The 26,647-nt window shown below is 64.3% G+C and carries 22 protein-coding genes; 13 read left to right on the forward strand and 9 right to left on the reverse strand.

All coding sequences use genetic code 11. The annotated features are described in order from the left end of the window. The first annotated feature begins 13 nt into the window (after window positions 1-13). From PLAV_RS01850 to PLAV_RS01860, 3 genes are all read left to right on the forward strand, one after another. Window positions 14-1,195: an NAD(P)H-dependent flavin oxidoreductase gene (locus PLAV_RS01850; RefSeq protein ID WP_281032309.1), complete on the forward strand. Its 1,182-nt coding sequence runs from the start codon at window positions 14-16 to the stop codon at window positions 1,193-1,195. A gap of 8 nt (window positions 1,196-1,203) precedes the next feature. Continuing rightward, the gene (locus PLAV_RS01855) at window positions 1,204-1,416 is read left to right on the forward strand and encodes a hypothetical protein (protein WP_011995278.1); all 213 of its coding nucleotides are present in this window, start codon (window positions 1,204-1,206) and stop codon (window positions 1,414-1,416) included. Window positions 1,417-1,504: 88 nt separating this feature from the next. Then, complete coding sequence (locus PLAV_RS01860) at window positions 1,505-2,320, forward strand: crotonase/enoyl-CoA hydratase family protein (protein ID WP_011995279.1); 816 nt, start codon at window positions 1,505-1,507, stop codon at window positions 2,318-2,320. Between the two features lie 3 nt (window positions 2,321-2,323). Here the strand turns inward: PLAV_RS01860 and PLAV_RS01865 are convergent, their stop codons facing one another. The 4 genes from PLAV_RS01865 to PLAV_RS01880 are packed head-to-tail and all read right to left on the reverse strand — an operon-like array spanning window position 2,324 to window position 6,529. After that, window positions 2,324-3,778 carry a flavin-containing monooxygenase gene (locus PLAV_RS01865; protein ID WP_011995280.1) on the reverse strand — a complete coding sequence of 485 codons (1,455 nt, stop codon included), beginning with the start codon at window positions 3,776-3,778 and terminating at the stop codon, window positions 2,324-2,326. Between the two features lie 17 nt (window positions 3,779-3,795). Continuing rightward, window positions 3,796-4,884 (reverse strand): phosphotransferase, encoded by a 1,089-nt coding sequence (locus tag PLAV_RS01870; protein WP_011995281.1) that lies wholly within the window; start codon window positions 4,882-4,884, stop codon window positions 3,796-3,798. A gap of 20 nt (window positions 4,885-4,904) precedes the next feature. Then, complete coding sequence (locus PLAV_RS01875; RefSeq protein WP_011995282.1) at window positions 4,905-5,276, reverse strand: nuclear transport factor 2 family protein; 372 nt, start codon at window positions 5,274-5,276, stop codon at window positions 4,905-4,907. After that, complete coding sequence (locus tag PLAV_RS01880; RefSeq protein WP_011995283.1) at window positions 5,273-6,529, reverse strand: FAD-dependent oxidoreductase; 1,257 nt, start codon at window positions 6,527-6,529, stop codon at window positions 5,273-5,275. Before PLAV_RS01880 ends, PLAV_RS01875 begins: the two co-directional genes overlap by 4 nt. 244 nt (window positions 6,530-6,773) lie before the next feature. Here PLAV_RS01880 and PLAV_RS01885 point away from each other — a divergent pair, with 244 nt between their 5' ends. From PLAV_RS01885 to PLAV_RS01895, 3 genes are read left to right on the forward strand one after another with little or no spacing between them, the layout of a single operon-like run. Beyond that, window positions 6,774-7,811: a phosphotransferase family protein gene (locus PLAV_RS01885; RefSeq protein ID WP_011995284.1), complete on the forward strand. Its 1,038-nt coding sequence runs from the start codon at window positions 6,774-6,776 to the stop codon at window positions 7,809-7,811. Between the two features lie 24 nt (window positions 7,812-7,835). After that, entirely contained in the window at window positions 7,836-8,573 is a 738-nt protein-coding gene (locus PLAV_RS01890) for an SDR family NAD(P)-dependent oxidoreductase (RefSeq protein WP_011995285.1), read from the forward strand. Window positions 8,574-8,587: 14 nt separating this feature from the next. Then, window positions 8,588-9,634, forward strand: coding sequence for an alcohol dehydrogenase family protein (locus tag PLAV_RS01895; protein ID WP_011995286.1), 1,047 nt, complete (start codon window positions 8,588-8,590; stop codon window positions 9,632-9,634). 7 nt (window positions 9,635-9,641) lie between these two features. Here the strand turns inward: PLAV_RS01895 and PLAV_RS01900 are convergent, their stop codons facing one another. Genes PLAV_RS01900 through exbB form a run of 3 tightly spaced genes read right to left on the reverse strand, consistent with a single transcriptional unit; the run spans window position 9,642 to window position 11,749 of the window. Then, a complete protein-coding gene (locus PLAV_RS01900; RefSeq protein ID WP_011995287.1) occupies window positions 9,642-10,394 on the reverse strand; it encodes an energy transducer TonB in 753 nt (250 codons plus the stop codon). Further along, complete coding sequence (gene exbD / locus PLAV_RS01905; RefSeq protein ID WP_011995288.1) at window positions 10,391-10,816, reverse strand: TonB system transport protein ExbD; 426 nt, start codon at window positions 10,814-10,816, stop codon at window positions 10,391-10,393. Before exbD ends, PLAV_RS01900 begins: the two co-directional genes overlap by 4 nt. A gap of 3 nt (window positions 10,817-10,819) precedes the next feature. Further along, window positions 10,820-11,749, reverse strand: a complete 930-nt coding sequence (gene exbB, locus PLAV_RS01910) for a tonB-system energizer ExbB (RefSeq protein ID WP_011995289.1) — start codon at window positions 11,747-11,749, stop codon at window positions 10,820-10,822. Between the two features lie 334 nt (window positions 11,750-12,083). On the opposite strand from exbB, the gene PLAV_RS01915 reads away from it, so the two are divergent. The 7 genes from PLAV_RS01915 (at window position 12,084) to PLAV_RS01945 (ending at window position 20,446) form a co-directional block, all read left to right on the forward strand. Further along, entirely contained in the window at window positions 12,084-14,393 is a 2,310-nt protein-coding gene (locus PLAV_RS01915) for a TonB-dependent receptor (RefSeq protein ID WP_011995290.1), read from the forward strand. Between the two features lie 133 nt (window positions 14,394-14,526). Continuing rightward, window positions 14,527-15,207 carry a Fe2+-dependent dioxygenase gene (locus tag PLAV_RS01920; protein ID WP_011995291.1) on the forward strand — a complete coding sequence of 227 codons (681 nt, stop codon included), beginning with the start codon at window positions 14,527-14,529 and terminating at the stop codon, window positions 15,205-15,207. Further along, a complete protein-coding gene (locus PLAV_RS01925) occupies window positions 15,204-16,319 on the forward strand; it encodes an alpha-hydroxy acid oxidase (RefSeq protein WP_011995292.1) in 1,116 nt (371 codons plus the stop codon). Before PLAV_RS01920 ends, PLAV_RS01925 begins: the two co-directional genes overlap by 4 nt. Before the next feature lie 82 nt (window positions 16,320-16,401). Then, the gene (locus PLAV_RS01930) at window positions 16,402-16,920 is read left to right on the forward strand and encodes a PAS domain-containing protein (protein WP_011995293.1); all 519 of its coding nucleotides are present in this window, start codon (window positions 16,402-16,404) and stop codon (window positions 16,918-16,920) included. 100 nt (window positions 16,921-17,020) lie between these two features. Then, the gene (locus tag PLAV_RS01935) at window positions 17,021-18,916 is read left to right on the forward strand and encodes an alkyl/aryl-sulfatase (protein ID WP_011995294.1); all 1,896 of its coding nucleotides are present in this window, start codon (window positions 17,021-17,023) and stop codon (window positions 18,914-18,916) included. An 18-nt stretch (window positions 18,917-18,934) separates the two neighbouring features. Beyond that, window positions 18,935-19,957: an NADP-dependent oxidoreductase gene (locus PLAV_RS01940; RefSeq protein WP_011995295.1), complete on the forward strand. Its 1,023-nt coding sequence runs from the start codon at window positions 18,935-18,937 to the stop codon at window positions 19,955-19,957. A gap of 123 nt (window positions 19,958-20,080) precedes the next feature. Further along, window positions 20,081-20,446 (forward strand): hypothetical protein, encoded by a 366-nt coding sequence (locus PLAV_RS01945; RefSeq protein ID WP_011995296.1) that lies wholly within the window; start codon window positions 20,081-20,083, stop codon window positions 20,444-20,446. A 6-nt stretch (window positions 20,447-20,452) separates the two neighbouring features. Here the strand turns inward: PLAV_RS01945 and PLAV_RS01950 are convergent, their stop codons facing one another. Further along, the gene (locus tag PLAV_RS01950; protein WP_011995297.1) at window positions 20,453-24,640 is read right to left on the reverse strand and encodes a translocation/assembly module TamB domain-containing protein; all 4,188 of its coding nucleotides are present in this window, start codon (window positions 24,638-24,640) and stop codon (window positions 20,453-20,455) included. Continuing rightward, window positions 24,640-26,487, reverse strand: a complete 1,848-nt coding sequence (locus PLAV_RS01955) for an autotransporter assembly complex protein TamA (RefSeq protein ID WP_011995298.1) — start codon at window positions 26,485-26,487, stop codon at window positions 24,640-24,642. The genes PLAV_RS01950 and PLAV_RS01955 overlap by 1 nt, the downstream gene beginning before the upstream one ends. Window positions 26,488-26,647 lie beyond the last annotated feature (160 nt).

Genomic DNA, 26,647 nt, shown 5'->3' on the forward strand with positions numbered 1-26,647 from the left:
ATTGACACTCACCATGTCAATACTCAAGACAGAGAAACCGGCATTCTTCCGTTGCGGCAGGTGGCAAGGTCCGTCACCCGGTTGTTCGCTTTTGAACGAGAGATTGCCTCGGGACGAGTTCCACCGTCGCGCCGTTAGGGCTATCGTCCGGGCAGAACGCAAACCAACCCGTTTCGGCGCATCGTCACGCAGCCAGGGGCACCCGGGAGAGAATGATATGAAGACGCGCATTACAGAGCTTTTCGGCATCCAGCACCCGATCATCCAGGGCGGCATGCATTTCGTCGGTCTCGCCGAAATGGCGGCGGCCGTGTCCAATGCGGGCGGCCTCGGCATCATCACCGGCCTCACCCAGCCGACGCCGGAAGCGCTCGCGAAGGAAATCGCGAAGTGCAACAAGATGACCGACAAGCCCTTCGGCGTGAACCTCACCTTCCTGCCCGGCTTCGCCAATCCGCCCTACCCGGAATACATCAAGGCGATCATCGACGGCGGTGTCCGCATCGTGGAAACGGCGGGCCGCAGCCCCGAAGCCTACATGCCGGCGATGAAAGAAGCGGGCATCAAGGTCATCCACAAATGCACCTCCGTCCGCCATTCGCTGAAGGCCGAGCGCATCGGTTGCGACGCCGTCAGCGTCGACGGCTTCGAATGCGGCGGCCATCCGGGCGAGGACGACATCCCGAACATGATCCTGCTGCCCCGCGCGGCGGAAGAACTGAAAATTCCCTTCGTCGCTTCCGGCGGCATGGGCACCGCCTCGCAGCTCGTCGCCGCGCTGGCGCTCGGTGCCGACGGCATCAACATGGGCACGCGCTTCATCGCCACGAAGGAAGCGCCGGTGCATGAGAATGTAAAGAAGGCACTGATCGCCGCCAGCGAACTCGATACACGTCTCATCATGCGCCCGCTCCGCAACACGGAGCGCGTGCTGACCAATCCGGCGGTCGAAAAGATTGTCGAGATCGAGCGCGAGAAGGGTGCAAGCCTCGGCATTGAGGATATTCGCGAACTCGTGGGAGGCGTCTATCCGCGCGTCATGCAGGAAGGCGACATGGACGCCGGCGCCTGGAGCTGCGGCATGGTCGCCGGGCTCATCCATGACGTCCCGACTTGCAAGGAACTGATCGACCGCATGATGTCGGAAGCGGAGACGATCATCCGCAAGCGCCTCGAAGGCCTGCTGGCGGCCTGACAGGGAACATGACCTGGCGCCTTACACACCGTCGCATCGCCGCGCATGTCCTCACATGCGCGGCGGGCGCGGCGCTGGTCGTGGGCGCGGAAGCGTTGCTCCGCCTCGCGGGCGTGCCGCTTCCCTTCGATGCCGAGTGGGTCTGGCTCGATTTTCTCGGCATCGCGCTCGTCATTGGCGTGGTGACGGCATCCTTCTTCTATCGTGACGTCGGGGAATAGGCCGGTCTGCGCCGCGGCCTTGTATTCGTCCGCCGGCCCGTTATGACTCTTGCAACTGAATACGAAAAACAATCGGGAGGCTCGGCTCATGGAAGATCGCATCAGGACGACAATCACGGACGGCGTCGCCGATGTGCGCCTCGTGCGCAGCGACAAGATGAACGCGCTGGACGACGCGATGTTCATGGCGCTGCTCGAAACCGGCGAAAAGCTGAAGTCCGACAGCGCCGTGCGCGCCGTCGTCATCTCCGGCGAAGGCCGCGCCTTCTGCGCCGGCCTCGACATGAGCAATTTCGGCCGCATGGCCAGCAGCGAAAGTGCACCCGCGAAGGAATCGAGCGTCACCGGCCGCCTCGCGCCGCGCACGCACGGCATAGCGAACCGGGCGCAATATGCGGCGCTCGTCTGGCGCGACATTCCGGTTCCGGTCATCGCGGCCGTTCATGGCGTTGCCTTTGGCGGCGGCTTTCAGGTCGCGCTCGGTGCCGACATGCGCTTCGTCGCGCCCGGCACGCGCTTCTCGGTCATGGAAATCAAATGGGGCCTCGTGCCCGACATGGCCGGCATGTTCCTGATGAAGGGCCTCGCGCGCGAGGACATCATCCGCGACCTCACCTATACGGGCCGCATCTTCGAGGCCGACGATGCGCTGGCTTATGGCTTTGCGACGCGGCTCTGCAACGACCCTTATGCCGAGGCACTGAGCGTCGCGCGCGAAATTGCCGACAAGAGCCCGTCCGCCATCCGCGCCGCCAAGCGCATCCTCAACGACGCGCCGGACAATGACGCCGCCGCGATCCTGCTGGCCGAATCCGTCGAGCAGGACAAGTTGATGGGCGGCGCGCATCAGAAAGAAGCCATCATGGCCAATCTCGAAAAGCGCCGCCCGAATTTCGGAGGCTGATCCTCACGCCACTTCGAAATCGTCCCATACCGGCTCGCTCATATCCTCCTGGAACTTCTCGAACGTCCAGGGCCAGGAGGCTATGTTGCCGAACTTGTCGATGTACCAGCTCTTGCAGCCCGTTGCCCACACCGTGTCGGGCAGCTTCGCGCGCACGGCTTCGTTGAAGGCTTTCGCGGCTTCCGGTTTCGGCGCGATTTCCGATATGTTGCCGTCGCGCAGGCGCAGGATCAGCTTCAGGGCGAAATTGAACTGGTTTTCCGCCGTCAGCAGCCATGAAAAATTCCCGATCGGGCTGTTCGGCCCGCCGATCATGAACCAGTTCGGAAAGCCGGGCACGGTCACGGCGAGATAGCCCTCGTTTCCCTTCTCCCATGTTTCGTTCAGCGTCTTTCCGTTGCGCCCCGTCACTTCCATGGGCCGCATCAGCTGGTGCGTATTGAAGCCGGTCGCCAGCACGATCACATCGAGTTCATGAAGCCGCCCGTCCGCCGTGCGGATGCCGCCGGCCTCGAAGCGCTCGATCCGCTCGGTCACAAGCTCCGCATTGGGTTTCTGTATCGCCTCGTAGAAATTCTCCGAAAGAATAAGCCGCTTGCAGCCGACGCTGTAATCCGGCGTGAGTTTCGCCCGGAGCAGTGGATCGCGCACCGTCTCGAGATAGTCCCGGCACACTTCCACAAGCTTTTCATAGGCGCGCGGATTCGCACCCACGATGGCGGCGGCGAACTTCGAGTTATTCTCATGCGAAATGCGCTCATATTCGGATTGCATGAGCTCGGGCCTCGCGCGGAAAAGAGCCTTCTGCTCCTCGGGTATCGGGCCCTGCGGCAGCGGCGCGATCCATTGCGCGGTCCGCTGGAAAAGCGTGTAGGACGCAGCTTCGTCCACCACCGCGCCGGTAATCTGCGTCGCCGTGGAGCCCGTGCCGATCACCCCGATGCGCTTTCCCTTCAGGTCCACGTCGTCTTTCCAGCGCGAGGTATGAAACGCCTCGCCCGCGAAATCCTCAAGGCCCGGAATGTCGGGATAGGACGGATGATGCAGCACGCCCGTCGCCGTGATGACGGCATCGAATGCGCCCTGCGGTCCCTTCGACGTTTCGATCTGCCATTTGCCGTCACGGTAGTCGGCGCGGACAACCTCGTGTCCGTATCTGATCGCGGCTTCGACATCGTGTTTGCGCGCGACATACTTCAGGTAATCGAGAATTTCCGCTCCCGGCGCGCAGACGCGGCTCCATTCGGCATTGGGCTCGAAGGAATAGCGATAGCCATGCGAAGGCACATCGCAGGTGACGCCGGGATAGCGATTGTCGCGCCACGTCCCGCCCAGCATGTCCGCCTTCTCATAGATAGTGACATCGCCGATCCCCGCTTCCCGCAGCTTGATGAGCGCCATGATGCCGGAAGCGCCGGCGCCGATGATGGCAATCCGCAGTTTCCTGGTCTCTGTCATGCCGCTTTCCTTGCTGTTCAATCGGGAAGAAGGTCGAGAGCCCTCGTATCGAGCACATGATCCGCGCCGCCGCGCATCATCTGGAAAAACATTTCGTCGCCGCGTTCCGTCCGCTCGACGATCATCGAAGCGGTAAAGGCCATGTTGAAGAGGGAGAAACTGTAAAGCGCATAGTGCTTCATCATTTCGTCGAACGAGTAGCCGCTAACCCCGAGCTCTTCCAATCGGCGGTGATAGGCCGTGAGAAGCTCGTGCTCATGCGCCTTGCGGTCCTCTCGCTTCATCGCGCCGCTCAGAAAATAGGAAACGTCGGCCATGCAGCAGCCAAAACCGACAGATTGCCAGTCGACCACGGCCACCGGATAGCCGCCCTCTGCTGTCCCGAACATCATGTTGTCCGGCCGGAAGTCGTTATGCGTGAGGCATTTCGGCCCGTCATAGCCGTCCTTGAAATGATGGAAGTTCCGGGTGATTGCCTCGCCGATCTCGACGCAGTCGGCGGGAATGCGCGCGCCGTAGCGCTCGCGAAAGCCTTTCCAGAGAAGGCCGATCAGGTTCGGTTCGGTGCGGCGCGGCGCTGCCTTCGTTTCGAAGAGCCACGGGATGTCGTCCATCGCATTATCGTTCCAGTGCGAGGCATGAAATTTCGCAGCTTCTTCCAGCACAAGTTTCGTCTCGGCAAGCGACGTGCCGCGCAGCTGGTTGCCGGGCTGTGCGGGCGCGAGGTCTTCCATGATAAGCACGAAGTCGCTCGTCTCCGGGTCCACATCGGCATGCAGGCAGACAGGCGTGGTCAAGCCCGCGCTGTCCGCAAGATGCCGATAGAAATTCACCTCACGGATATAGTTTCCGAAATTGACGCCGGTCGCGCGGCTTTCGGGGTCGGGCGAGGGAAACTTGCCGACCACCGTGGCGGGAGCGCCCTTCGCATCCCCATTGTAAGTGAGCGCGAAGCGCACGCTCTCGCCAACCTGGCCCGTGCCCACGCGCTGACCGGAGATTTCCGCCACCGTCGCCTCGTGTCCCGCCCCGCGCAGCACAGCGGTCATCCATTCCGGCGTGATCTTCGTCCAGCCGACGATCGGCAGTTCCGATACCTCTCCCATTGGGACCTCCAGGTTTCTTATTATTCGGGTATCGCCGTCACATTATGCACATAGACCTCGTTGAGCTTTATCCTGTCGCCTTCCAGCACCACGAGGTCGAAACCGCGCATCAGGCTCTTCGTCCCGTCAGGCGCGGAGATCGTGCAATACCAGCGGCCGCAAAAGCCGTTCGCCGTCTTCCATGTCTCGTGCGGTGCGTAATGCATCGGCGGTGTGTTGTCGAAAAGCTGCTTGAGATAGTCGCCCAGCGCCTTCTCGCCTTTCAGCCCGTCCGGCACCTGCGGATCGCGGTAAACCGTATCCGCCGAATAGAATTTCAGCAGCCCGGCCACATCCTTCTCGCTCCACTTTGCAAGCCAGCTTGCGTTGAAGCTCTCGATATCGACACTCATTCGACCTCTCCCTTCACGCGCGTGCCGAGCACATTTGCGCGGTGCTCTTCGGTGAACATCTCGGGCGGCAGCGTCTCGGGCCCCGCCATGATTGCGAAAGCATGTGCGCCGAGCGCCGGGTTCGCCGCCTTGCGCTCGTCGTAGCTGCGGCGCCGCTCGCGCGCCTCCTCCCCGAATTCCGCGTCGAGTGTCGCCTGCAGCTGACCGGCGAAGCGCAACCGGCGCATCCGTTCATAGCGCTCCTCGCCATAAGGCTTGAAGAGCGCGGGGCCCCATTCTTCGTTCTCCTTCAGCAGCTCACTCACCATCCGCACATCGCGGTAAGTGATCGAAAGCCCGAGCCCGTTGATCGGATCGTTCCACCCCGCCGCATCGCCGACAAGTACCGCGCCCTGCACGAAAGGAGCATCGGTCCAGGAATCATTGTTGAAATAGCTGAGCAGCGGTCCGGCCGGCTTGGCATCGGCGAGATGTTTGTTCTCCGGTGCGCATTTCATGCGGAAAGCTTCGAGGAAGTCGCGTGCCCCGTTCTCGCCGGCAAAGCGCCGCCGTTCATTCAGCGAATAGTTGCCATAGACGCGTACGCGGCCTCCGCCTTGCGGAAAGGCGAGAAAGGCGAAGTCGCCTTCCGTGCCGATCGCCTGTTTCGTCGCGTCCCAGCCATCCGCGCCTTCGACCAGCAATCCGCCGAACATGTGATGCGGCTTGTCCTGATGAAGCTCGATGCCGCAAGCTGCCCGCACAGCCGAGGCCCGCCCGTCCGCACCGATGACAAGCTTCGCCTCCGCCTGCCGCGTCTGGCCGTCATGCACGAATTCAACGCGCGGCTTCATGCCCGGTTCGGTCTTCGTCACGTTCACACCGCGCAAGCCCGTCGCGCCCGCGCGCAGCGCCTCGTCATAAAGTGTCTGGCAATGTTTCGGATGGCCGAGACAAAGCGGCCCCGGAACGCCCGGCACGAACATGTCGAGCGGTAATGGTTCGGCCTCCGCTGCTTCCGGCGCGCGCGTCTCGTCATAGCTGACATGCTTGGCGAGGTGATGTCCGCCCGAGCCTACGAGTAGATCATAGAGTCCAAGCCGCTTTACCTCCGCAACGCCCCACGGCGCAATCCATTCGCCGCGCACGTGATCTTCATAGACGGTGCTTTTTTCGAGCAGCAGAACGCGGTGGCCCGCTTTCGCCATCGTCGCGGCAAGCGCGGAACCTCCGATGCCGCCTCCGACGACGATCAGGTCGTATGTCTCGTTCATTTCGCCGGCCTCCCTGCTGTCCTTCTTTATCTTTTGTCCGATGTTGGAAGCCGAAGCGGTTCTCCGCAAGTGTCTCGAACTATTTGTTGCATAATCGGTGCGCTTTTCTCGGTCGCGTTCCGCGTCCGGTATCTCTTTCCGTAGCGTCCTTGCGCCGCGCGGGCAGGCGTCTTGCTGCCCTGTTGGAGAAGTGCGGCGGCTTATGATAAGTCCGGATCGGCCGATGCCGGGGAGGTGACAGGCTATGACCGAAAAAATGCCGGTCGATCTCGACGCGCTCGCGCGCTGGATGGATGGTGAGGAGCTGGGCTCGGGGCCCATCGAGGATGCAAAGCTGCTCGGCGGCGGCACGCAGAATATTCTGCTTCGCTTCGTGCGAGACGCCCGTCCTTATGTGCTCCGCCGCCCGCCGCCGCATCTTCGCAAGAACTCGAATGAAACCATGCGCCGCGAGGCGCGCATGCTCGCCGCCATCGCCGATACGGATGTGCCGCATCCGAGGCTGATCGCGGCCTGCCCTGAAGAAGATGTCATCGGCGCCGCCTTCTACCTGATGGAGCCGGTCGAGGGCTTCAATCCGACGGTCGCGCTCCCGCCGCTCCATGCGGGAGATCCCGCCATCCGCCATCGCATGGGCCTCTCCCTTGTCGAAGGCATAACCGCGCTTGGCGCCGTCGATTACGAGAAAGTGGGGCTGACAGGCTTCGGCAAGCCCGACAATTATCTGGAGCGCCAGGTCGCGCGCTGGCAGGCACAGCTCGAAAGCTACCGCGAATTTCCGTCATGGCCGGGGCCGGGCGGCATTCCCGGCGTTGGGAAAGTTGCGCGCTGGCTGGAAGAAAACCGCCCGGAAACATTTCGGCCCGGCATCATTCATGGCGACTATCACCTCGCCAACGTCATGTTCCGCAAGGATAGCGGCGAACTCGCCGCCATCGTCGATTGGGAGCTGACGACGATTGGCGATCCGCTGCTTGATCTCGGCTGGCTCATGGCGACCTGGCCGCAGGGCGATGCGCCGCGTGGCGGCGGCGCGGTGGGTGTCACGCCATGGGATGGCTTTCCGTCTGCGGATGAACTTGTCGCCCATTATGCGGCCCGCACCTCGCGCGACATGAGCCACATAGGCTGGTACGGCGTCCTCGCCTGCTACAAGCTCGGCATCATTCTCGAGGGAACCTATGCGCGCGCCTGCGAAGGCAAGGCACCGAAGGAAACCGGCGACCAGCTCCACGCGAGCACCATCGGTCTGTTCGAACGCGCGCTCCGCTGGATCGGCTGAATATTGAAAGAAGAGGGAAACGGCATGAAGGATCTGGATTTCTCGGGCAAAACGGCGCTCGTCGTTGGCGGCTCCAGCGGCATCGGCAATGGCATCGCCCACGCCTATCGGACGCGCGGCGCCGAAGTGCATGTATGGGGTACGAGGCAATCCGCGAAGGATTACGAAGGCAGCGAAGGGTCGGACATGACCGGCCTCCATTATGCCCATATGGACGTGGCCGATTTCGATGCCATCGAAGCATATCGGCCGCCCTTCGCGAAGCTCGACATTCTTGTGCTTTGCCAGGGCACGGTCATCTACAAGCGCGGCGAATTCAAGATGGATGGCTTTCAGAAGGTGATGGACGTCAACCTCAACAGCCTCATGGCCTGCGCGATAAAATTCCACGACATGCTCGCCGCCGCGAAAGGCGCGTTGATTACCGTCAGCTCCACGGCCGGCTTCCATGCGACGCGCGGCAATCCCGCCTACAACGCCTCGAAGACGGGCGCCGTCGGCCTCACGCGCACGCTGGGCGAGGCATGGGCGACGGATGGCATCCGCGTGAACGGCATCGCCCCCGGCCTCGTGGATACCAAGCTCACCAAGGTGACGACTGAAGACCCGAAGCGCCGCGAAATGGCAATCCGCGGCATTCCCGCCGGCCGCCTCGGCACGCCGGAGGACATGGCGGGTGCGGCGCTCTTTCTTGCCTCGCCGCTTTCTTCCTATATTTACGGACAGACGCTCATCGTCGATGGCGGCCTCATCCTTTCCTGAACTGGAGCAACGACATGAAGGCGCTCGGCTATCACGGTGAAAGAGACATCCGCTACGACGACTTTCCAGACCCCGTGTTGATGGGTCAGGACGGCGCCATCGTGAAGATGAAGTCCTGCGGCATCTGCGGCAGCGACCTCCACATCTATCACGGCCACGGCTTCTCCAAGGACACCGGCTATTGTGTCGGCCATGAAGCAGTCGGCGAGGTGGTGGAGGTCGGCCGCGACGTGCGGACGCTGAAGGTCGGCGACGAGGTGATGATGTCGGCAGCCGTCCGCTCCGGCGGCTGCGGCCGTTGTCCCGCCTGCCGGGCCGGCACGCCGGCGAAATGCGCGAAGCAGATATGGGGCTGTTATGGCCTCAGCACCAACCTTCAGGGCTGTCAGGCCGAAGGCATCGCCATTCCCTGGGCCGACAACAATGCAACGCGCATTCCGGAAGGCATCTCCACCGATCAGGCGCTCCTGCTGACGGATAATCTGCCTACCGCCTATATGGGTGCGAAGAACGCCGATATCGGGCCCGGCAAGACGGTTGCGATTGTCGGCCTCGGTCCCATCGGTCTCATGGCCGTGCAGTCGGCCTTTGTGCTCGGCGCCGCGCGCGTCTTCGCCATCGACCTCGTGAAGGAGCGCCGCGATGCGGCGGCGGCGCTCGGCGCAATCCCGCTTTCGCCCGAAACCGCCATCGAGGAAGTCCGCGAGGCGACGGACGGCGCGATGGTCGAATGTTCGGTCGAAGCCGTCGGCATCGACAAGACGATTGAACTCGCCATCGCCGTCGCCGGCCGAAATGCCAGCATCTCCGTCTTCGGCGCGAACCAGAACCAGGCCTTCAAATATCCGCTCTGGACCGCCTTCAACAAGTCGCTCACTTTCCGCGTCGCGGGTTGTTTCGTTCAGAGCCACTGGCCGGAATTGATCCCGCTCGTGCAGGCGGGCCGCCTCACGCCGGAAAAATTCATCACCCACAGAATGTCGCTGAAGGATGGCGCGGAAGCCTACCGGATTTTCGACGGCAAGCTGGACAATGTGATGAAAGTGGTGCTCGCGCCCTGAGCCCGCGTCAGTTCAGGTTGAACACCACAGGCACGCGGAAGCTTTTCGTCTTGCCGGGAATCTCCGCCGGCAGAGCGGGCAGGGGCTCGGCGCGCTTCAGCATCGCCAGCACTTCCTCATCGAGCAGCACATGGCCGGAGCTCGCCGCCAGCCTGTATTCGATCACGCGGCCCTCGCGGTCCATTTCGAAATAAAGCTGCGCCGTTCCCTCCTGCGCCCGCCGCCTGGCGTTGCGCGGATATTTCTTGTGGCGCTCGAGATGCGCCAGCAGCAATTGCTGGAAGGTCGGCATGGCGCGCATTTCGGCGGCGCTGGGCGGCGCGTTGACGGGCGCTGCCGCTGTCTCCGCCTTCGGCGCGGGCGACGATTGCGGCGCAGTCGTTTCGAGTTGCACCTCGCGCACCGGCTCGGGCTTTTCCTCGGGCGTCTTTTCCGGCGGCGGCGGCAGCTCGGCGGGTTCGATGCGCGGCAGCGGCGGGTCCGGCAGGATTTCCGGCTCCACCGTTTCCTCCGGCGGCGTTTCCTCCATCTGCGGTCCGGGCGGCGCTTCCGTCGGTGGCTGCGGCGGCGCGCTCACCACGGGCGCAAGCTCGATGCTGATCGCCGAAGCGACTTCGGGCGGCGCCTGATGTCCGAACGGCCAGAACACCACAGCGGCGGCAACGCTCGCATGAGCCGCGAGCGCGAATATCGCGCCGGCACGCCATGCCGGCCTGACGCCTGTCAGGCCTGTGCCCTCCGCTCCGTTGGCTGCCGTCATGGCGCTTCCGAAGCGTCGAGCCCCACAAGTGCGATCTTGAGATAACCGGCGGCGCGAAGATCGTTCATCACCTGCATCAGGTCGCCATAACCAACGCTCTTGTCGGCGCGGAGAAACACGCGCTGCTCGCGGTCGCCCTGCGTCTGCGCGTCGAGCGCGGCGCCGAGGCTGCCCGGCGGCACCGTTTCCTCGCCCAGCGCCACGCTGAGATCGGACTTCACCGAGAGGAATATCGGCTCGGTCGGGCGCGGCTGCGGCTCCGCATTCGCCGCCGGCAGGTCAACCGGAATGTCGACGGTCGCCAGCGGTGCCGCGATCATGAAGATGATGAGCAGGACGAGGATCACGTCGATGAACGGCGTGACGTTGATTTCATGCGTTTCGGCGAGGTCGTCGTCGCCGTGATCGAGACGGACAGCCATGGCTCAGTCCGCCGCCTTGGCGAGCCGTTGTTCGCGGCCGTGGTCGAGGTCGCGGCTGACGAGGCGCAGCAGCTCCGCCGAACTGTCGGCAACGATGGCGCGGTAGCCGGCAATGGCGCGCGAGAACGAGTTGTAGATCACAACGGCGGGAATGGCGGCAACAAGTCCGAGCCCCGTTGCGAGCAGGGCTTCCGCGATGCCGGGCGCCACCACCGCAAGGTTCGTCGTCTGAGTATGCGCGATGCCGATGAAGCTGTTCATGATGCCCCAGACGGTACCGAACAGCCCGACGAAAGGCGCCGTCGCGCCGATGGTCGCAAGCACGCCCGTGCCGATGCCGATTTCACGCGCCGTGTTCGCCTCGATGCGCTGGAAGCGCCATGCAATGCGTTCCTTCACGCCTTCCTTGTCGGGCGCGGTGCCCGAAAGCTGCATTTCGTGTATCGCCGCCTGCGCCAGTTGCTGCACCGGGCCTTTCGCCGAGCGAAGTTTTTCTCCCGCCTCGTCCAGCGTCTTCGAAGCGGCAAGCGCGGCAAAGCCGCTTTTCGCCCGGCTGCGCGCCCGTGCAATCTCCGTGTTCTTCGCCAGCCAGATCGTCCAGGTGACGATCGAAGCGAAGACGAGCCCGATCATCACTGCTTTGACGACAATGTCGGCGGCGAGGAACATGCCCCAGGGCGAAAGATCGTCGGGCAGCGCCTCCGTCTCGCCCATCGCCGCCAGCTCCTCGGCTGTCAGGTCTTCGGAAATGCCGATGGCGTCTTCCGTCGCCGCGCCGTCCAGCGGCGTCAGGCTCTCTTCCTGGCCAAATCCGTCGCCCGCAGGCGCCTCCTGCGCATGCAGCGGGGAGGCCAGCACAAAAGCGCTCAGAAGTGCGGCGAGAGAGAAGTGGAAAAATGTCGCGCGCAGCTTGCCCGCAGGCCCATTGGTCATTCTGTTACCCATCTACTCACGGATGCCGGATTTCACGGCCTCTGCCCACTCGGCGCAATGCCAAAACAGCAGCCGCGGCGAAATGCGCTTCGCCGGCTCGCTCCTCTGGCCCTTGTTCGTATTTATCTATGGCTTCTTCAAGCACAAATAATAATGCCTCGCAATGTCATTCTACATTTCCCGCTGTTCCCCTTGACCGAATCCCCGATGAAATCAGGTCGTGACATATGGGCAACATTGCGACGCATTCGCAAAATCCGGGGCAATCCTTGCTTTCCGATTGTCTTCCCCTCTTTTAAGAGTGCTTCTCAAACTCAAGGCGGGGAAAACTCACATGACACGAACCAAGCTGCTCAAATCATCGGCCTCGCACCTGGCCCTTATGGCCGGGTTGGCCGTGTCCATTACGTCGTTCGCGGCCGTCGCCCAGGAACCGAAGCCCGCCGTTCCGCAAAGCGAAGCGGAAGCGGATGGCGCCACGGTAACGGCCCCGATCAATGTCCAGGGCAACACCGAGGGGGATTACAAGGTCGACGACCTGTCCTCCGCCAAGCAGACGGCACCGATCCTCGACACCCCGCAAACGGTCACGGTCGTTCCGCAGGAAGTCATCCGCGAACAGGCCGCCCGCAACCTCACGGAAGTCCTGAAAAGCACCCCTGGCATCAGCTTCAACGGTGGTGAAAACGGCTTCGGCACATCCGCCAACAATTTCTCGCTGCGCGGTTTCGATACCAGCGGCAGCGTCTTCATCGATGGCGCGCGCGATAGCGGCAGCTACACGCGCGATGTCTTCAACGTCGAGCAGGTCGAGGTCTTCAAGGGCCCGGCTGCGGATAATGGCCGCGGCGGCGCGGGCGGCTATGTGAACATCGTCACCAAGTCGCCGCAGCTCGACGACTTCATTGCCGGCACCGTCAGCTACGGCTTCGACGAATATGACAGCGAAGATCGCAAGCGAGCGACGGTCGACGTCAACCAGCGCATCGGCCAGAATTCCGCCATCCGCATCAATGCATTGATGGAAGACAGCGGCATTCCGGGCCGCGAAATCGCCGAACAGAAAGCATGGGGCATTGCGCCCTCGCTCGCTTTCGGCCTCGGCACGGAATTCCGCGCGATCTTTTCCTATGAGCATGTCGAGCGCAACGACCTCCCGGAATGGGGCGTTCCCGGCGCCGCCTATTCCGACATGAACGCCAATAATCCGGATGGACAGGCCGCCTTCGATCCCGCGCTCGCGGGCATGTCGCGCGACGCCTTCTTCGGTCTCTCCTCCGACTTCGACGATGTCGACAGCGATGCCGTGATCGCGCGTTTTGAATATGATCTCGCGCCGACGGCGACACTCAGCAACCAGACGCGCTGGTCGGTCACGGATCGCACCGCGCGCTACACGCTTCCCACCGGCAATGCCGGCGGCGGCGTCATCAATACGCAGACGCAGTTCTACGATCGCGAAAACACGAGCCTGAGCAATCTCACCGACCTCTCGCTCCGTTTCACCACAGGCATGTTGCGGCATCATGTGTCGGCCGGTATCGAGCTGACGAAGGAAGAATCCGAAGCCACCCGCTTCGGCGCCGTCAACAGCACCACCAGTGCCTTCAACCCGGATCCGAACCGCGCGCCGGGTGCGCCTTTCGTGCCCGCCTCCACGGCGGATGTCGAAGTGAAGACCATCGCCGCCTATGCGTATGACACGATGGAAATCGACCCGAAGTGGCAAGTCACCGGCGGCGTGCGCGCCGAGCGTTACGAGGTCGAAATCGTGTCGTCGGATGCATCGATTGCAGGCGGCAACACCTATGACGACAGCGAAACGCTTCTCGGCGGCAAGATCGGCCTGGTCCACAAGCCCGTCTCCAATGGCAGCGTCTATGTCTCCTTCGGCATGTCGGAACAGCCCTACGGCTCGTTCCTGTCGAACCCGGATATTTCGCGCACCGGCGCAAACGCCTTCCCGGGCTTCGTGCCGGGTGCCAAGCCCATCACGGCCTATAATTACGAAGTCGGCACCAAGTGGGATCTCTTCGGCGATCGTCTCCTCGCCACCGCCGCGCTCTTCCGCACGGAGAAGAAGGATGTGGCCTTCTCCTCGGGCGGCGCGCTTCTCGGCTATGGCCAGCAGATCGTCCAGGGCCTTGAACTCGGCGCAACGGGCAAGCTCACCGAGGAATGGAACGTCTTTGGCGGTCTCCTCCTCATGGATAGCGAGCGTAAGCACGATCCGGCCTTCGACGCGGTTCTCCGTGCGGCGAATCCCGGCGACTATGGCACCGCCACGACCACCAATGGCGATGAGCTGGCTTTCACGCCGAACGTCTCCGCCAGCCTCTGGACGACCTACCGTCTGCCGGTCGGCCTCACTTTCGGCGGCGGCATGCGCTATGTCGGCTCGTCCTATCTCGGCCGCCCGGACGATGCGCTCCGCGTCATCGCCAACAGCCGCTACGGCGAAGTGCCGAGCTACACGGTCTTCGACGCGATGGTGTCCTATGAAGTGACGGAGAGCATCGACCTCCGCCTCAACGTGGAGAACCTGACGGACCGGACCTACATCTCCTCCTCCAACTGGAATGGCCGCCGCGTCATGCTCGGCAATCCCCGTACCTTCATCGTCAGCACCAGCTTCAAGTTCTGACATCGGGTCGGCATCGTCAGCGCCCCGGCTGCAAAAGCGGCCGGGGCGTTTTGTTTTCCGGCGCGCTGGACGTCTCTTGCCTCGCCTGTATCATGGCCGCGCCCGCGCGCGGCACCGATGGAGTGGTCAGACAATGATGCTGGAAATCCCCGATGTGCTGACATCGGCGCAACTGCGCCAGTGCCGCGAGGCGCTGGAAAAGGCGGCATGGCAGGATGGGCGCCAGACGGCGGGCCACATGGCCGCGCAGGCGAAAAACAACCAGCAGCTCGCGCAGGACGATCCCCTCTCGGTCGAACTTGGCGAATTCCTTCTCGACCGCCTCGGCAAGACCGATCGTTTCATCGCCGCCGCCTTGCCGTTGAAGGTTCTGCCGCCGCGTTTCAACCGCTATAGCGGCGGCGGTAATTACGGCAATCACGTCGATGCGGCAATTTTCAGCGTCCCCGGCACGCCGCACCGGATCAGGTCCGATATTTCCGCCACGCTCTTTTTCAGTGAGCCTGATGAATATGAAGGCGGCGAGCTGATCGTCGAGGACACTTATGGCAGCCACGCGATCAAGCTGCCTGCGGGCCATATGGTCCTCTATCCCGGCACGAGCCTCCACCGTGTTGCGCCGGTCACGAAGGGCGTGCGTCTCGCTTCCTTCTTCTGGGTGCAAAGCCTCGTGCGTGAAGACAGCCAGCGCGCCATGCTCTGGGAGCTCGATGGCGCGATCCAGCGCGTCACGCTCGACACACCGGAAAGCCCCGCCCTGCCGCAGCTCATGGCGCTCTACCACAATCTCCTGCGGCGCTGGTCGAACACATGACGTCCGCGCGCAAACCGCCGCTTGAGCGCATCCCGCCGGAAATTGCCTGCGCCGCCGACTACGAAGCCTTCGCGCGCGAGCGGGTGGAGGAGGGCGCCTGGGCCTATCTGGACGGCGCCGCCGCCGACGCGCTGACCCATGCCGAAAACCTGAAAGCCTTCGCCCGTATTCGTCTCGTCAATCGCGTCCTCGCCGATCTTGCCGGTGGTCACACGCGGCTGGAGCTTTTCGGCTGCGCCTTCGACCATCCGGTCATGGTCGCCCCGGTTGCGTTTCAGAAGCTCGCCCACCCGGACGGCGAATTGGCGACGGTCACGGCGGCGGGCGTATTGAAGGCGGGCATGGTCGTCAGCGCCCAGGCGAGCATGGACATGGAGGAATTGGCGCGTCAGGCGGCGGGCCCGCTCTGGTTCCAGCTCTATATCCAGCCCGATCGCGACTTCACGCTCCAACTGGTCAGGCGTGCCGAGAAAGCGGGCTACCGCGCGCTCGTTCTCACCGTCGATGCGCCGGTGCATGGCGCGCGCAACAGCGAGCAGCGCGCCGGCTTTTCCCTGCCGCCGGATGTCGAGGCTGTGAACCTGAAAGCCATGCGCCCGCTTCCGCCCTACATGGCGGGGCCGGGCGAGAGCGCCGTCTTCGCAAGCCCGCTCCTCGCCGCCGCGCCGGGTTGGAAGGATCTGAACTGGCTCGCCGCTCATACAAACCTCCCCATCCTTCTGAAAGGCATACTGCATCCGGCCGATGCCGCCCGCGCCGTCGAGGCGGGCGCCTCGGGCATCGTCGTCTCCAATCACGGCGGCCGCACTCTCGATACGCTTCCCGCCGCCATCGAAGCCTTGCCCGGTATCGTCGAGGCCGTGGCGGGCCGCGTGCCGGTGTTGATGGATGGCGGCGTCAGGCGCGGCACCGACATTGTGAAGGCGCTCGCGCTCGGCGCGAAGGCCGTGCTGGTCGGCCGCCCGGTCATTGACGGTCTCGCCGCCGCCGGCGCGCCGGGCGTCGCCCATGTGCTCCACATGCTGCGCGCCGAACTGGAAGTGGCGATGGTGCTCACGGGATGCCGGACCCTCGCCGACATAGACGCCTCGATCCTGTGGCAAGATCGTTAAAAATGATCATTTTGCCATTTTGCGGCACTGGTACTACGATTCACACGGGATTGGAGATGTCGAAATCCGGGGGGAGCTGGAAATGTCCATTGGTCGAGCTGCAGCGCGGCACAAGAGCATTGTGTTGCCCCCCATCGATCTCGACGTAACGCTGGCCTGCGAGGCACCCGAGGTTCAGGCGGGGCTTGCCTACTGGCGCGAGAAAGCAGCCGGACGGCCGATGCCGCTGCGTTCCGACGTCAAGCCGGAGGAAATAGCCCGCCTCCTTCCCCATCTCTGCCTTTTCGAGCTCCGTAAAACGCCGGCCGGCGTCGAACTTTTCCCCCGCCTCGCCGGGGCGAAATTCGAGGAAGTCTTCGGCCCGATCCACAACAAGCCCCTCGCCACGGTCCTCGCCCCGGAAATACTGGAACGCTGGCGCGGCGGCGCCGCCGCCGTCGTCGAGCTCGCCGCGCCGCTCCGGCTCACCGGTAACGTGCTGCACCAGGACAAGACCTTCATCCGCTTTGAAATCATCATGGCGCCCTTGAGCCATGATGGCAGCGAGATCGACATGTTCTTTCTCGTCTCGCATTTCGAGATGGAAGAGCTCTCGTTCTAGCGCTGCCGGGTCTTTGTGCCGCGGCGTCAAGCATGTACTCTCCCCCCTCGCGCCCGGCGCGGAAAAGAAAAAGCCCTTGTAAAGAGGGAGCAGGGGAAAGATGGAACAGCCAAAAGACGCCACCGAAGCCACGCGCCGCGCCCATGCCGCCCTCGCGCGTCAGTTGCCGCCGGATACGGACGAGGACATGGGCCTTGTCACGCGCGGCTTCATGGGCACGATCCCCGATGCGAAAATCCTCAACGAAGCGGGCCATGCCGTCTGGGACATGAGCGCCTTCGCCTTTCAGGGCGACGGCTGCGGCTGCCCGGACACGGTGAACCCCAGCCTTTGGCGTCAGGCGAAGCTCAATCTCGTCCACGGTCTCTTCGAGGTCGTGCCCGGCATCTATCAGGTTCGCAACTTCGACCTCTCCAACATCACCTTCATCGAAGGCGAAACCGGCTACATCGTCATCGATCCGCTGATCTCCGCCGAGCCAGCCGCAGCCGCCCTCGCGCTCCTGCGCGAGCATCGCGGCGACAAGCCCGTCACCGGCGTCATCTACACCCACAGCCATGTTGATCACTACGGCGGCGTGCGCGGCGTGCTGAGCGACGAGGACATAAAAAATGGCCTCCGCATCATCGCCCCCGAAGGCTTTCTGGAAGAAGCCGTCAGCGAAAACGTGCTGGCGGGCAACGCCATGGGCCGCCGCGCCACTTATATGTATGGCGCGCTCCTGCCGCGAAACGCGAAAGGCCATATCGATGCCGGCCTCGGCAAGACCGTGTCGATGGGGCAGGTGAGCCTTGTGCCGCCGACGACAAGCATTTCCGAAACCGGCACGAAGCTCGTCGTCGACGGCGTGGAAATTATCTTCCAGGTCACGCCCGACACCGAGGCGCCCGCCGAGATGAATTTCTACTTCCCGCAGTTCAAGGCGCTCTGCATGGCCGAGAACTGCTCCTGCCACCTCCACAACATCTACACGCCGCGCGGCGCGCAGGTCCGCGACGCGAAATCGTGGAGCTGGTACATCGACGAGGCGATCGACCTCTTCGGCAAGGAAGCCGATGTCCTCTTTGCCAGCCATCACTGGCCGCGCTGGGGCAGCGAGAAGGCGGTCGCCTTCCTGAAGAAGCAACGCGACCTCTACAAATATATCCACGACCAGACACTCCGCATGGCGAACCATGGGGCGACGCCGCTGGAGATCGCGGAGGAACTGACGCTCCCGCCGACGCTTGCTTCCGAATGGTACACGCGCGGCTATTACGGCACGCTCAATCACAACGCCAAGGCCGTCTACCAGCGATATCTCGGCTGGTTCGACGGCAACCCCGCCAACCTCCACAAGCATCCGCCGGTGGAGGCGGGAAAGCGTTATGTCGATCTCGCGGGAGGCGCCGACGCGCTGCTGGAAAAGGCACGCGCCGCCTACGAGCATGGCGACTATCGCTGGGTGGCCGAACTCGTGAACCATCTCGTCTTCGCCGACCCGGACAATGCGGACGCCCGCCATTTGCAGGCCGACGCGCTGGAACAGCTCGGCTATCAGGCGGAGTCCGGTCCGTGGCGCGGCTTCTATCTCACAGCCGCGATGGAGCTTCGCAATCCGCGTCCGCCCGCCGCCGAGCCACGCCAGGGTGCGGCCGGCCAGATGCGCGCGCTTCCCGCCGAGCTGCTCCTCGATTCGCTCTCCGTCCGCCTCAACGGCGAAAAGGCGGGCGCGCGTGAAATCGCGCTCAACATCCATTTCACCGACACCAACGAGCAATTCCTTGTGACGCTCGAAAACGCGGTGCTGCATCACTACCCGGAGAGGAAAGACCCGAAGGCGCCTTCCGTCTCGCTCACCCGCGCCGTGCTGGCCGAGCTCGTCATCGGTGAACGCGCCTTCGCCGCCGCGCTTGCCGACAAGTCGATGACGATCGAAGGCGCGCGCGAGCCTTTCGCCGATCTCCTGTCGATGCTCGACCGCTTCGACTTCTGGTTCGAAATCGTAATGCCGTGAGGCCCGTGGAGAAAAAACATGAAGAACGACGTCAACCGCCAGTTTCGCCTGAAGACGCGCCCCACCGGCCGCATCGAAACCTCGAACTTCGATTTCGTCGAGCAGCCGATCCCCGAGCCCGGCCCCGGCGAGGCGCTCATCCGCGTCCTCTATCTCAGCCTTGATCCGACCAACCGCATCTGGATGAGCGACATGGATCAATACATGCCGCCCGTCGAAATCGGCGCGGTCATGCGCGGCGGCGGCATCGGCGTTGTCGTGAAGTCGAATTCCGCCCGCTACAAGGAAGGCGATCATGTCAGCGGCCTCACCGGCTGGCAGGACTACTGCATTGCCGACGAAGGCATGAATGCGATGGGCGTGCTGCCGAAGGGCTTGCCCGTCGGTCTTCCCACCATGCTCGGCGCCTGCGGCATGACGGGCCTCACCGCCTATTTCGGCCTGCTGGAGCTTGGCCGCCCTGAGCCCGGCAACACCGTCCTCGTCTCCGCCGCTGCCGGCGCCGTCGGCTCCATCGTCGGCCAGATCGCGAAGATCAAGGGCTGCCGCGCCGTCGGCATTGCGGGCGGGCCGGACAAGTGCCGCCACATCGTCGAGGACTTGGGCTTCGACGCGGCGGTGGACTACAAGCGGAAGGACTGGCGCGAACAGCTCGCCGCCGCAACGCCGGACGGCATCGACGTTAACTTTGAAAATGTCGGCGGCGAGATCATGGAAGCCGTCATGGCACGGATGAACCTCTTCAGCCGCATGCCCCTCTGCGGCATGATTTCCGGCTACAACACCGGCGACCCGGCCATGCGCGCCGACTTCTCGCCCATCCTCATGCGCCGCATCGAGGTGCAAGGCTTCATCGTCGTGGATTTCATGGCGAAGTTCGCCGAAGGCGCAACGCAGCTCGCCACCTGGGTCGCCGAGGGCAAGCTCAAGCACCGCGAAACCATTGTCGACGGCCTCGAAAACGCCCCCGTCGCCGTCAACAAGCTTTTCGACGGCGGCAATATCGGCAAGCTCGTGGTCAAGGTGGCCGAGGCTCCCTGAGCCTCGCTCCGCCCTGCGCCCCGGTTCGGATTCAAATCCGAGTGCCGCTCTCCCGGCTTTCCTGTATAGTTCCCTTTCGGCGGGTCCTTGGCGGGTCTTGCGTTGCAGAAAGATGGTGTGGTTATGGCCGGAACAGTATTTCCCTTTCCCGAAGCCGGAAAATGGGCTCTCGGCGCGTTCTTCGTTCTGGCGCTCGCCGCCGCCCCGCTCCATGCGCAGGACGCCGAGGATGCCGCCCCCGCCGAAGCGGGCGACATCGTCTATGAGCTGTCGGACCCGGTCGACTCTCCGCCCGTCAATTTCCGCTCCGATGTCGATGCGGATTTCGACACGCCCCAACTCAACGATGCGGAAATGTATGCCGAGGAATATGAGCGCCGGCAGCGCGAGGATAAAATCCGCAAGCGCGATCAGATCGAACGTATCCAGAATTTCAGCGCCGGCGCGGTAACGACGGATGGCGTGACGACGGACACTTTCGGGCGCTGACAGGCCTCAATAGTCCCACTTCCAGTTGACGCCGACATCGCTCGACGCGTCATTGCCGAGTTTCGTGTCGACGCTGATATTGTCGGTGATGTCGATCTCGACTCTCACGCCGCTGTCGCTCGCCAGCGCGCCCTGCTCGACACCCACATAAACGCCCTCGCGGATATATTTCCCCGCCGAAACCATGGTCCCGCCGGAGCTGCCCTGGTCGAGGCGCAGCACGTCGAGGCCGAGCGTGTTCTGTATCTCGTTCAATATGCCGAAGCCGCCAAAGCCGCCGCCGGAAAGTTCGGCCGCTGTGCTGGCAAGTTGTGCCGCCTCCAGCGCGCTCAGTTCCCCCACACCATTTTCAAACAGGATGCGCGAGATGATTTCGTCGCGTGGCAGCGACGGGCTGGAGCTGAGCCCGATCTTCGGCGCCGAGCCGCGTCCCGTCACGGAGATGGTCGCGTCGAAATCGCTGCGTGAATAATCCAGCGCAATATCGAGCCTCGGGTCGATCGGCTTCTCGCCGGAGAAAATCACCCGCCCGCGCGACAGCACGAAGGTCTTGCCCGCGAAGTCGAGCGTGCCGCGCTCGCTGACGATCCTTCCGTTCACGGTCGGGTCTTCGGCAAGCCCCGTCAGCGTCACCGAACCGGTCCATAGCGAGTTGATGCCGCGCCCCGTTACCCGCGCCGGCGGATTGCCGATGGCGAGCCGCACGTCGAGCATCAGCGGCAGCGGCGGCGCTTCTTCCGGCTCTTCCACGATGTCGGCCTCGCCCGGCCCCCGCACCAGGATGACGTCGATATGCGCCACTCCGCCCGGCAGTTGTTCCGGCACATGGAAGCGCGCGGTCGTCGTCGTCAGCTCGCCCTCCAGAAGCATCGGCTGGTCGAGGCTTGGCGGCAGCGCCGGTGCCGTCAGCGCCAGCGCGCCGTTCACCGCGAGTACGAGGTCCTGCCGCCGCACCACCTGCATATCGGAAAATTGCGTGCGGATGTCGACCGCGGGCGAGGCATCCGCCGCCAGCGACACCGTGCCTTCGCCCGTCAGCCGCCCGTCGCCGCTGTCCCGCGCGCTCATCGTGAAGCTCATCGCCTCGCTTCGTTCGCCGCGAATGACGACCTCGAGGTCGCGCATCGCCGTTCCCGTCTCGAAATTCTCGAACGTGCCGTTTGAAATGCGTGCCTGCCCCGAGACAAGCGGCGCGGAAATGTCGCCTTCCGCCGTCAGCGCAATTTCCGCCTGGCCCGTCAGCCTTTGCCCCGGCAGGTCGGCCAGTGCCATCAGCGTCTCGATCGGCCCTCGCCATGTCAGGCTGCCGTCCACCGCGCCGCGCTCCGGCAGCATCGGCCATGCGCCTTGCGGGTCGCGGATCAGCGGCAGCGAGGCCTGCAGAAGAAACGGCTCCTCCGAAACGCCCTGCGCGCTCACGCGCAGCGCCAGCCGCCGCCGTGCCCAGCTCGCATTCACTTTCGTGTCGAAATCGGGCCGCGCCTCCATCCCGCCTTCGACAAGCTCCAGGTCTGCAATCTGCAGGTCCACTTCGGCCTGTTCTCTGCCGGTATCCATCTCGATGGTGCCGGAAGCCGTGCCGCCCGTCGCCTCGAGCGGCAGGAACGGAACAAGCAGTTCAAGCGGCAGGCGGTTCACATCAAGCGATACCAGCGCCGCCCGCTCGCGCAGTGTCAGCGATCCGGTCAGCCTCCCCGGTCCCGCCTTGCTGTTGAAGTCGACCGCGAGATCGCGCAGCCGCATCGGCCCGCTGCCCATCTCCAGTCGCGCCGGCTCGGTCAGCCGCGCCGTCGCCTCGCCAAGCGCGGCATCAAACCGTTGAAGGGTCAGCGCCTCCGGTTCATAGAGCGCCTCGATGTCGAGCGACACCGGCTCCGCCTTCAGCGTCAGCCGTTCGCCCGCCAGATGCGCCTCGATTTCCATGCGCTCCAGCGGTCCCGCCGCCTTCAGGTTGAGTGTGGTGAAGCGCGTATTGCCGGAGCCGCCGCTCGCCGCTTCCGCGCCTGCGTCAATGCTCGCTTCTCCGAAGAGATCGCTCAGCGCCGCCCGCACCTCCACCCGCTCGATGGTCAGGCTGTCCGTCAGCTCCATGTCGATCCGCCGCGAGCCAAGCGTCAGCAGCGCATCCTGCTTTCCGCCTTGCGCGCTCAGTGTCAGCGCCATGTCGGCGCGCCCTTCAAGCGGCAGTCCGGCCAGCACGCCCAGTGGTTGCAGCGGCACGCGCTCTCCGCCGATCTTGCCGCTCGCCAGTCCCTCCGGCGAAACCGCCAGGTCGCCGGTCAGCGTCGCGCCGAATATATTCGCGTCGATTGCGGTGAGCCGCACGCCGCCTTCCTCCGGCAGCGTCACTTGCATATCGAGCGCGGCGCTTCCCTCCCGCCCGTTGAGACGGAAGGAAGCCGGGCCGCTGCCATTGCGGAGCGTCGCGTCAAGCCGCGCCTGCCGCGCGTCGAAGCCGGCCAGCCTGCCGCCGCTCAATTCGGCGGTCAGCGTCACATTCGCCGTCTCCAGCGGCCCGTCTATTGCCGCATGGGCCGTCAGCGCGCCGCTTGTGTCGGCATCCGGCAGCAGTCCGCTCACTTCCGTCACCTGCAACGACGCCACGCCTCTCGGCATGCCATCCGCCGCCAGCGCCCCGTTGCCTTCAAGGCTGAAGCCTTCTCCCGCCGTAATCGAAAAGCCGGGCAGGGCGATGGTGCCGCCCTCTCCAAGTTCAAACCGCGCTTCCCCCTCGACGCCGCGGGCCAGCAGCCGGTCGAGCGCCGCATCGTCGGTCTCGATGGCGCTGGTCGTCAGCGAAATCTCGCCGCTGCCCGTCTCGCCCTCCAGCGTGAAATCCGAAAGCGAGAGCGTCGCGGTCCCGCGCAGGGGCTGGCCGAGCAGGTCGCCGAGCGGGCGCAGGTCGGAAATCTCGGCCCCGCCTTCGCCCGATACCGAGAAGACATCGCCAAGCGAAAGCGCACCGCTGAATTGCGCCGTGCCCGCCGCCGTCGTCACTTCCGCTTCGTCGATCGTCACCGCCGTGAAGCCGCTGTCCACATCGCCCCTGATCCGCCAGCCCGCCGTCGCAAGCAGTTCCGCATCCTCCGCGTCGAGCAGCCGGTCGAGACCGCTCAGCGTTCCCTCGGCCTCGATGCCATATTGGTCGGCGGTCAGTTGCCGCGCCGTCGCGGCGCCCGCAAGGCGAAGCTCGCCCGCCTCGGCCGTCATCGTCTCAAGCGTGAATTCGCCGTTCCCCGTCTCCGTCAGCTTGCCCGACAGCGTGATCGCTTCGGGCGAACCGATGGCTTCGAGTTCGCGCCGCACAACTCTGCCGGAAGCGTCGGCCTTGAAGGTGATGTTGAGCCGCTCGCCGACGGCGCCATGCGCGTCGATTTCCGTTTGCAGGTAGTCGCCCGCATCCGCTTTCAGCTCGCCGGTGATCAGCCCGGCCAGGCTCTCGCCCGTCGCCTCGATTGAAAGCCGCTCGAATTCGCCACCCATCAGGCCCGCCGCGATGCCGGGTTTTCCGCCGCCGCCATCCACGATCCGCGCCCGCAGCTGTCCGCGCTCCGGTCCCGCGACATAGCGAAACGAAATTTCCGCCGTACCGGGCACGTCGTCTCGCCGTTCGGCATTGATCTGCAACGCCGTCAGGCGCCGCGAAATCCCCGCCTGGCCGGAAGCGTCGAACAGAACCTCGTCGCCGATGAGCTCGCGTCCGAGCCGCGTCTGCCTGATGTCGAAACGGTCGAGCTGTATGGCGAAGGGCAGGGCAGGCATCGAGAAGCCGCCATCGTCATCGGCGGCGCTCTCCTCGCCGCCCGGCGCACGCTCAACCTCGAGCCCCGTCACATCGAGCGCGGTCACATGAAGCTCGCCGCTCCAGAGCGCCAGCGGCCGCCATTCGAGTTCCGCGCGCTCCAGCCGGAGCCACGTCCCCTCCGCGTCGGAAATCGAGAAATCGCTGAGCCGCAATCGTCCGGGCCAGGTCCCGCCTATATCGCCGATCTCGATCAGCGTCTCCCCGGTATTGATCGCCTCGAGCGCATAATCGAGCAGCGCCTGCCGTGCCGGGGAGATATTGAGCACCGCAATAACGGTCACGATGAGGAGAAGCACCAGCCCGAAAAACGCAAACACCGCCCCGAGTGCGATCCGCCCCAAAGCCGGAACCCATGCCGCCGCGCCGTTTACTCTGTCCTGTCCCGCCATCAGAAAGCCTGCCCCAGCGACACATAGATCTGGAAATCATCATCCACGCCCTGCCGCTTGTTCAGCGGTATCGCGACATCCGCGCGCACCGGCCCGATAGGCGTGTAGTAGCGCACGCCCAGCCCCGCGCCCCAGAGCAGCGGGTCGCCGAGCGAGGGGGTCATATTCTCGAAGGCCTGGCCGCCATCGATAAAGGCGACGAGGCCGATCGTTTCCGTCGCCCGGTAGCGCGCTTCCACATTTGCTTCGAGTACGGAGCGTCCGCCCGTCGGATCGCCCTGCGCGTCGAGCGGTCCGGCCATCTGGTAGCCATAGCCGCGCACGGAGCCGCCCCCGCCTGCATAGAACCGCGTAGAGCCCGGAACATCCACCGTTTCCTCCGCCGCGATCAGGCCATAGCGTCCGCGAAGAGCGAGCACCAGTTCGTCGGCGAGGCTCAGATAGGTCGCCCCCGATGCTTCGAGCTTGGTGAAGGTCGTCGGTCTGCCGTCGCTGCTGCCGAAATAGGGCGTCGCGCCGAGCGTCGCCCTTATGCCCTCCGTCGGATTGAGCAGATCGTTGGAACTGTCATAGCGCAGCGTCACCGGCACGCCGAAAAGCTGATAGGTGATGCGCCCGTTGGAATCTTCCGTCTCCGTCACCTGAAAGGTCACGCCCGCCGTCCCCGTCCACCGCTCGCTCAGCACGCGCTCCAGCGACACGCCGGTCTTCACGCGGTTTTCGTCATAGGCGTCGCTTTCCTCATGCGCGATCTCGAAGCTCGCCAGCAGGCTCTGGTCCGGCCGCAGGAAATCCGGCTTGCGGAAATCCGCCGTCGCCGCCTGCAATATCTGCGCGATGGTCAGCCCGAGCGTCAGCCGCTCCGCCCGTCCGAAGAGATTGCGGTGCTCCCAGCTCCCGCGCACGCCGGGCCCCTCGCTCGAAGACCATCTTGCGCCGAGCCGCACCGTGCGCGGCGCCCGCTCCGTCAGCTCGATCCGCTGCGGCAGCGTTCCATCTTCCGGCTCGGCGGATGAAATCGAGATGCCGCTGAAAAGTCCCGTGTCGCGCAGCGCCTCCGTCGTCTTGTCCACTTCGCTGCGGTCATAGACCTCGCCGCCCTCGAATGTCGTCAGCTGCCGCACATAATCAGGGTCCGTCCGGCCCTCATTCGTCACCAGCACAGGTCCGAAGCGGTAGCGTTCTCCCGCCGTCATGTAGAGCGTGACATCCGCCTCGCTCGACGTCAGGTTGACGGTGACGCGCCGCCGGTCGAGCTTGCCGTTCGGATAGCCATTATTGTGGAGCCGCCGCACCGCCTCGCCGGTCAGCTCGATGATGCGCTCCGCCCGCGCCGCCTTGCCGGGTTCGAGCCCGAGTTCCGCGCCCGTTCGCGGCAGTCCTTCGCCGCCCTCCGGGTGCCCGCTGTAAACAATGTCGAAATTCCGGATCATGCTGCGCTCGCCGAGGATCACGAAATAGACCACCTCGAACGAGCCGCCCGCCGCCTGCCGTACCGAATGCGCGACGCTGCCATTGTAGTAAGCCTCGGAGGCCAGCACCTCTTCCAGCCGCTTGGCGTCCTCGGCCGCGCGGCGGCGCAATTGCGACAGCGTTGTCGGCGGCGGCGGCCCGTCCTGAACATCGGGCCGGACCTGGCGCGCATCCTCCAGCAGGTCGCGCAGATAATCGGGTATCCGCCGCCCGCGCACCTCGGTGGTGAAGTCGAGCCCCGCCTCTGTCCGGTCCCATGAATAGGCCGAAGCCTCGTCCTCGTCCGCCGCGCGCGTCGCCGTCGGCTCAAGCCAGAGCGCGCCGGCTCCCAGCGCCAGGAGCATGGCCAGTGCGCGCCGCGATACGCCTCTCATGCGCATCCCTTGGCCGCGTCGCCCGCTCGTCTTCCTGCCGCCATCCGGACACACTCCTCATGGGCTTCCGCGCACGCCCCCCGTTTGGCCCCCTCCAAGCGAAGTGCCAGCCCCGCGCCGGGGCGTCAAGCCTTTGCGGCCTTGACCTTCCCGTTACTGG

It is taken from the genome of Parvibaculum lavamentivorans DS-1 (assembly GCF_000017565.1).
GTDB lineage: Bacteria > Pseudomonadota > Alphaproteobacteria > Parvibaculales > Parvibaculaceae > Parvibaculum > Parvibaculum lavamentivorans.

What these genes read in the sequence shown, in the direction of transcription:
- PLAV_RS01850 (WP_281032309.1), top strand. Translation starts at nt 14, where the DNA reads ATGTCAATACTCAAGACAGAGAAACCGGCATTCTTCCGTTGCGGCAGG.
- PLAV_RS01855 (WP_011995278.1), top strand. Translation starts at nt 1,204, where the DNA reads ATGACCTGGCGCCTTACACACCGTCGCATCGCCGCGCATGTCCTCACA.
- PLAV_RS01860 (WP_011995279.1), top strand. Translation starts at nt 1,505, where the DNA reads ATGGAAGATCGCATCAGGACGACAATCACGGACGGCGTCGCCGATGTG.
- PLAV_RS01865 (WP_011995280.1), bottom strand. Translation starts at nt 3,778, where the DNA reads ATGACAGAGACCAGGAAACTGCGGATTGCCATCATCGGCGCCGGCGCT.
- PLAV_RS01870 (WP_011995281.1), bottom strand. Translation starts at nt 4,884, where the DNA reads ATGGGAGAGGTATCGGAACTGCCGATCGTCGGCTGGACGAAGATCACG.
- PLAV_RS01875 (WP_011995282.1), bottom strand. Translation starts at nt 5,276, where the DNA reads ATGAGTGTCGATATCGAGAGCTTCAACGCAAGCTGGCTTGCAAAGTGG.
- PLAV_RS01880 (WP_011995283.1), bottom strand. Translation starts at nt 6,529, where the DNA reads ATGAACGAGACATACGACCTGATCGTCGTCGGAGGCGGCATCGGAGGT.
- PLAV_RS01885 (WP_011995284.1), top strand. Translation starts at nt 6,774, where the DNA reads ATGACCGAAAAAATGCCGGTCGATCTCGACGCGCTCGCGCGCTGGATG.
- PLAV_RS01890 (WP_011995285.1), top strand. Translation starts at nt 7,836, where the DNA reads ATGAAGGATCTGGATTTCTCGGGCAAAACGGCGCTCGTCGTTGGCGGC.
- PLAV_RS01895 (WP_011995286.1), top strand. Translation starts at nt 8,588, where the DNA reads ATGAAGGCGCTCGGCTATCACGGTGAAAGAGACATCCGCTACGACGAC.
- PLAV_RS01900 (WP_011995287.1), bottom strand. Translation starts at nt 10,394, where the DNA reads ATGACGGCAGCCAACGGAGCGGAGGGCACAGGCCTGACAGGCGTCAGG.
- exbD (WP_011995288.1), bottom strand. Translation starts at nt 10,816, where the DNA reads ATGGCTGTCCGTCTCGATCACGGCGACGACGACCTCGCCGAAACGCAT.
- exbB (WP_011995289.1), bottom strand. Translation starts at nt 11,749, where the DNA reads ATGACCAATGGGCCTGCGGGCAAGCTGCGCGCGACATTTTTCCACTTC.
- PLAV_RS01915 (WP_011995290.1), top strand. Translation starts at nt 12,084, where the DNA reads ATGACACGAACCAAGCTGCTCAAATCATCGGCCTCGCACCTGGCCCTT.
- PLAV_RS01920 (WP_011995291.1), top strand. Translation starts at nt 14,527, where the DNA reads ATGATGCTGGAAATCCCCGATGTGCTGACATCGGCGCAACTGCGCCAG.
- PLAV_RS01925 (WP_011995292.1), top strand. Translation starts at nt 15,204, where the DNA reads ATGACGTCCGCGCGCAAACCGCCGCTTGAGCGCATCCCGCCGGAAATT.
- PLAV_RS01930 (WP_011995293.1), top strand. Translation starts at nt 16,402, where the DNA reads ATGTCCATTGGTCGAGCTGCAGCGCGGCACAAGAGCATTGTGTTGCCC.
- PLAV_RS01935 (WP_011995294.1), top strand. Translation starts at nt 17,021, where the DNA reads ATGGAACAGCCAAAAGACGCCACCGAAGCCACGCGCCGCGCCCATGCC.
- PLAV_RS01940 (WP_011995295.1), top strand. Translation starts at nt 18,935, where the DNA reads ATGAAGAACGACGTCAACCGCCAGTTTCGCCTGAAGACGCGCCCCACC.
- PLAV_RS01945 (WP_011995296.1), top strand. Translation starts at nt 20,081, where the DNA reads ATGGCCGGAACAGTATTTCCCTTTCCCGAAGCCGGAAAATGGGCTCTC.
- PLAV_RS01950 (WP_011995297.1), bottom strand. Translation starts at nt 24,640, where the DNA reads ATGGCGGGACAGGACAGAGTAAACGGCGCGGCGGCATGGGTTCCGGCT.
- PLAV_RS01955 (WP_011995298.1), bottom strand. Translation starts at nt 26,487, where the DNA reads ATGAGAGGCGTATCGCGGCGCGCACTGGCCATGCTCCTGGCGCTGGGA.